Below are 3,873 nucleotides of genomic sequence, written 5' to 3' on the forward strand. Positions count from 1 at the left end.
AGTTAAAGTTTCGCAACGGATCCCCTTGCCGTTACCCTAGCCTCTCATGCTCAGAGCTGGCATTGTTGGCCTGCCCAATGTGGGCAAATCGACTCTCTTTAACGCCCTCTGCGAAAACGCCAAAGCCGAGGCGGCCAACTTTCCTTTTTGCACCATCGAGCCCAACATAGGGCGGGTGGCGGTGCCGGATGAGCGCCTAGAGGTGCTGGCCAAGATCAGCGGCTCGGCGGCAATCGTCCCCGCCCAGATTGAGTTTGTTGACATTGCCGGGCTCGTAGCTGGCGCCAGCAAAGGCGAGGGGCTGGGCAACCAATTTCTTTCCCACATCCGCCAGGTGGACGCCATCGTGCATGTGGTGCGCTGCTTTCAGGACGAGAACATTGTCCACGTGGCCGGCTCCGTGGATCCCCTGCGAGACATAGGCGTGATTAACCTGGAGCTGGCCCTGGCGGATCTGGCGCAGATCGAGCGGCGCTTGGAACGGGTGCGCAAGCAGGCCAAGTCCGACAAAACGGCTCAAGTGGAGCTGCAGGCCCTGGAAAAACTGCAGGCTGCTCTGGACGAGGACAAGCCAGCTCGCCTGGTGCCCCTTAGTCCGGAGGAGGAGGCTGCCATCAAGGGGCTGGGGCTGCTTACCCGCAAGAAGGTAATCTACGCCGCCAACGTGGCGGAAACAGAGCTGGCCACCGGCAACGACTGGGTGGAGCAGGTGCGGCAAGTGGCTCAGGCGGAAGGGGCGCGTGTGGTGGTGGTCTCGGCCCAGGTGGAGGCGGAATTGGTGGAGCTGCCGCCTGCAGAGCGACAGGCTTATCTAGACTCGCTGGGGGTGAAAGAAGGGGGGCTGAAATCCTTGATCCGCGCCACCTACGAGCTGCTGGGTCTGCGCACCTATTTTACTTCCGGCCCCAAAGAAACCCACGCCTGGACGATCCCTGCCGGTGCCACTGCTCCCCAGGCAGCGGGGGTGATCCACTCGGATTTTGAGCGGGGCTTTATCCGGGCAGAAACAATAGCGTATGAGGATCTAGTGGCAGCAGGATCCCTAAGTGCTGCCCGAGAGAAGGGTCTGGTGCGCAGCGAGGGCAAAGACTACGTAGTGCAGGAAGGGGACGTGATGCACTTTCGCTTCAACGTCTAGGTCTCCCTCTGCCTCCCTGCTCAGGCAAGATGGGTTTTCTCAGAAATTTAAGATTTGCTCACTGTCCCTAGGCAAAAAGACTTAGCCCCCTTGGGCAGAGGATATGGGCTCAGGGGGTCTTCTATCAGTCCGACCGTTTTCCTGAGAAAACCGTTGACGCTGTAACGAAACATCACAATAATTGGACTAGATAAACAAATGTTTGTTTTAGGGATACGTTGATGGATCTACTGCAATACGGGCCGATGGCCTGGGTCTACTTGGCAATTTTTGCTTCCATCATCTGGTGCATTTGGGGTCGTTCGGAAGACGACATCATGTTCTAGAGCGACAGGGGTTCCTCTGTGAGCTTGGGCTATTGCTTGCGCCTGAGCGGGCAGGGGGATCCTTCTCTGGCATAGCCTCTTGATGACCGCAGCCTTGCAAAGATTTCGTTGAGAAACTTTGTGGACTCCTGGCAGGCTTGTGCTGGACTTGAGATCGAGAGGAATGCCATGCCGGGTGGTGGAAAACTCTTCCCCCTGGCCCTGCAACAAGCAGCCTGCAACGGTTATGGGTGTTCATAGCTTGACCTCCCGCCGTCCCTTGCCGGGGGCGGAAAAGATGTCAGAGGGCTACTGCCTCTCCTGGCGAGGCGTTGGGGTGATGGGAGTGTTGAATGTAACTCCTGACAGCTTCAGCGACGGCGGCCAGTGGGGATCCGTAGAGGCAGCCGTGCAGGCAGCCAAGGCCATGGCAGCAGCGGGAGCCTTGATTGTGGATATCGGCGGCGAGTCCACCCGGCCGGGGGCGGAGCCGGTGTCGGTGGAGGTGGAGTGCGACCGGGTTTTGCCCGTGATCCGGGCTCTAGAGGGATCCGGCATTCTCATCAGCGTTGATACGCGCCGAACGGAGGTGGCGGCGGCGGCTCTAGCAGCCGGAGCGCACATGATTAATGACGTCACTGGGCTGCGGGATCCGCAGATGATGCAGCTGTGTGCTGAGAAGGGGGTGCCGGCAATCATCATGCACATGCGGGGAGAACCGCGCACCATGCAGCAGCTCACCCACTACGACGACCTCGAAGGGGAAGTTTTTGGCTTTCTCAAGGACCAAGCAGAACGGGCGCTGGCAGCCGGTGTTCCCAGTGTGATTTTGGATCCCGGCCTGGGCTTTGCCAAAACCGCCGAGCAGAACATTGCCCTCCTCAAAGCGCTGCCACGGCTGGTGGCCTATGGCTACCCGGTGCTGGTGGGAGCCTCGCGCAAAAGTTTTGTTGGCCAGCTTGCCGGGATTGCTGTGCCCAGGGAGCGGGATAGCGCCAGCGTAGCCGTGCACCTCTTTGCCGCCAGCCGGGGCGCTACCCTGGTGCGGGTGCACAACGTCCCGGCCCATGTCTCGGCTCTGGCAGCTTGGGCAGGTCTCCACGATGAACCCCACTAGGCTGGTGCTGCGGGGTCTTAGCTTCCATGCCCACCACGGCTATCGTCCTGAGGAGGCTGTGTTGGGAGGGCGCTTTGTGGTGGATGTGGAGATGCAGCTTGGTTGGGTTCCCCAAGCGGATGACCTAGCCCACACAGTGGACTACGCCCAGGTGTACGAGGCGGTGCGGGAGGAGGTAACCCAGCGACGCTACCGGCTGATCGAGACGTTGGCAGAGCGGATTGCTGAGCGGCTGTGGCAGAACTATCCCCAGTTGGAAGCCCTAACGGTGCGGGTGCACAAGCCGCAAGCTCCCCTGCCGGGCCTGTTCGAGGATGTCTACGTGGAGATCGTCCGCCGTCGCCCTGCTCTTCCATGAAGCCTGACCTGGCCTACATTGCTTTGGGCAGCAACCTGGGGGATCCGCTGCAGCAGTTGCGCACGGCTGGAGAGAAGTTGCCGCGGCTGGGCCAGGTGGTGGCCCGCTCCAGCCTCTACCGCAGCCCTGCCCAAGGGGGGCCGCCGGGGCAGCCGGATTACCTCAACGCCGTGGTGGCGCTGGATCCCTTTCCCCCTTACCAATCGCCCCTAGAGTTGCTGAGGGCGCTGCTGGCCATCGAGCAGGAGGCGGGGCGGGTGCGGCGCATCCGCTGGGAGGCCAGAACGCTGGATCTGGATCTGCTGGCCATGGGCAACCGGATCCTGAAGAGCCCTGAGCTAACCCTGCCCCACCCTCGCATGATGGAGCGCCCTTTTGTCCTGGCCCCGCTGTGCGAGATCGCTCCCCATTGGCGCCACCCTGAAACCGGCGTAGCTGCAGCTGAGGCGCTGGCTGCCCTGGATAGCTCCTGGCTGGAGCGCACCGACTTAGGCTGGGATTGAGCTCTACAGCGCAGCCGCCATTTTCACCGCCAGATCCACCAGCCGCGAGGCGTAGCCGTACTCGTTGTCGTACCAGGAGAGCACCTTCACTGTACGATCCCCCAGCGTCATTGTTGATTCCAGATCCACAATCGAAGAGTGGGGATCGCCGATGATATCGGCCGAAACAATCTGTGGCGGGGCAATGGCGAGGATGCCGCGCAGCGGCCCTTCAGCAGCCTCGACAAAGGCTTGGTTAACCGCCTCTTTGGTAATGGGCCGCTCGGTGCGCACGACAAAGTCCACAATCGAGCCGGTTAGCACAGGCACTCGCAGCGCCAGACCATCCATTTTCCCTCTTAGGGCAGGCAAAACCTCGGCAACTGCCGTAGCTGCTCCGGTTGTGGAAGGCACAATCGACACCGCTGCCGAGCGGCCCCGCCGATAGTCTTTGGGATCCGGACGATCCACAA

The 3,873-nt window shown here is 61.1% G+C and carries 4 protein-coding genes and 1 pseudogene; 4 read left to right on the forward strand and 1 reads right to left on the reverse strand.

Annotated elements, in window-relative coordinates:
• Positions 1 to 46: 46 nt before the first annotated feature.
• The 4 genes from ychF (at position 47) to folK (ending at position 3,421) form a co-directional block, all read left to right on the forward strand.
• Positions 47 to 1,138, forward strand: a complete 1,092-nt coding sequence (gene ychF / locus NW835_RS13240) for a redox-regulated ATPase YchF (RefSeq protein WP_414386200.1) — start codon at positions 47 to 49, stop codon at positions 1,136 to 1,138.
• Positions 1,139 to 1,690: 552 nt separating this feature from the next.
• Positions 1,691 to 2,560, forward strand: coding sequence for a dihydropteroate synthase (folP, locus tag NW835_RS13245; protein ID WP_414366276.1), 870 nt, complete (start codon positions 1,691 to 1,693; stop codon positions 2,558 to 2,560).
• A complete protein-coding gene (gene folB / locus NW835_RS13250; RefSeq protein ID WP_414366274.1) occupies positions 2,547 to 2,918 on the forward strand; it encodes a dihydroneopterin aldolase in 372 nt (123 codons plus the stop codon). Before folP ends, folB begins: the two co-directional genes overlap by 14 nt.
• Entirely contained in the window at positions 2,915 to 3,421 is a 507-nt protein-coding gene (gene folK / locus NW835_RS13255; protein WP_414366273.1) for a 2-amino-4-hydroxy-6-hydroxymethyldihydropteridine diphosphokinase, read from the forward strand. Before folB ends, folK begins: the two co-directional genes overlap by 4 nt.
• 3 nt (positions 3,422 to 3,424) lie before the next feature.
• Here folK and NW835_RS13260 read toward each other — a convergent pair.
• Positions 3,425 to 3,873, reverse strand: a pseudogene (locus NW835_RS13260) (type I glyceraldehyde-3-phosphate dehydrogenase); the annotation flags it as partial.

Source organism: Synechococcus sp. OH2, assembly GCF_047462155.1.
GTDB lineage: Bacteria > Cyanobacteriota > Cyanobacteriia > Thermostichales > Thermostichaceae > Thermostichus.

Coding starts and splice junctions, on each gene's coding strand:
- ychF (WP_414386200.1), top strand. CDS start 47: ATGCTCAGAGCTGGCATTGTTGGCCTGCCCAATGTGGGCAAATCGACT.
- folP (WP_414366276.1), top strand. CDS start 1,691: ATGGGTGTTCATAGCTTGACCTCCCGCCGTCCCTTGCCGGGGGCGGAA.
- folB (WP_414366274.1), top strand. CDS start 2,547: ATGAACCCCACTAGGCTGGTGCTGCGGGGTCTTAGCTTCCATGCCCAC.
- folK (WP_414366273.1), top strand. CDS start 2,915: ATGAAGCCTGACCTGGCCTACATTGCTTTGGGCAGCAACCTGGGGGAT.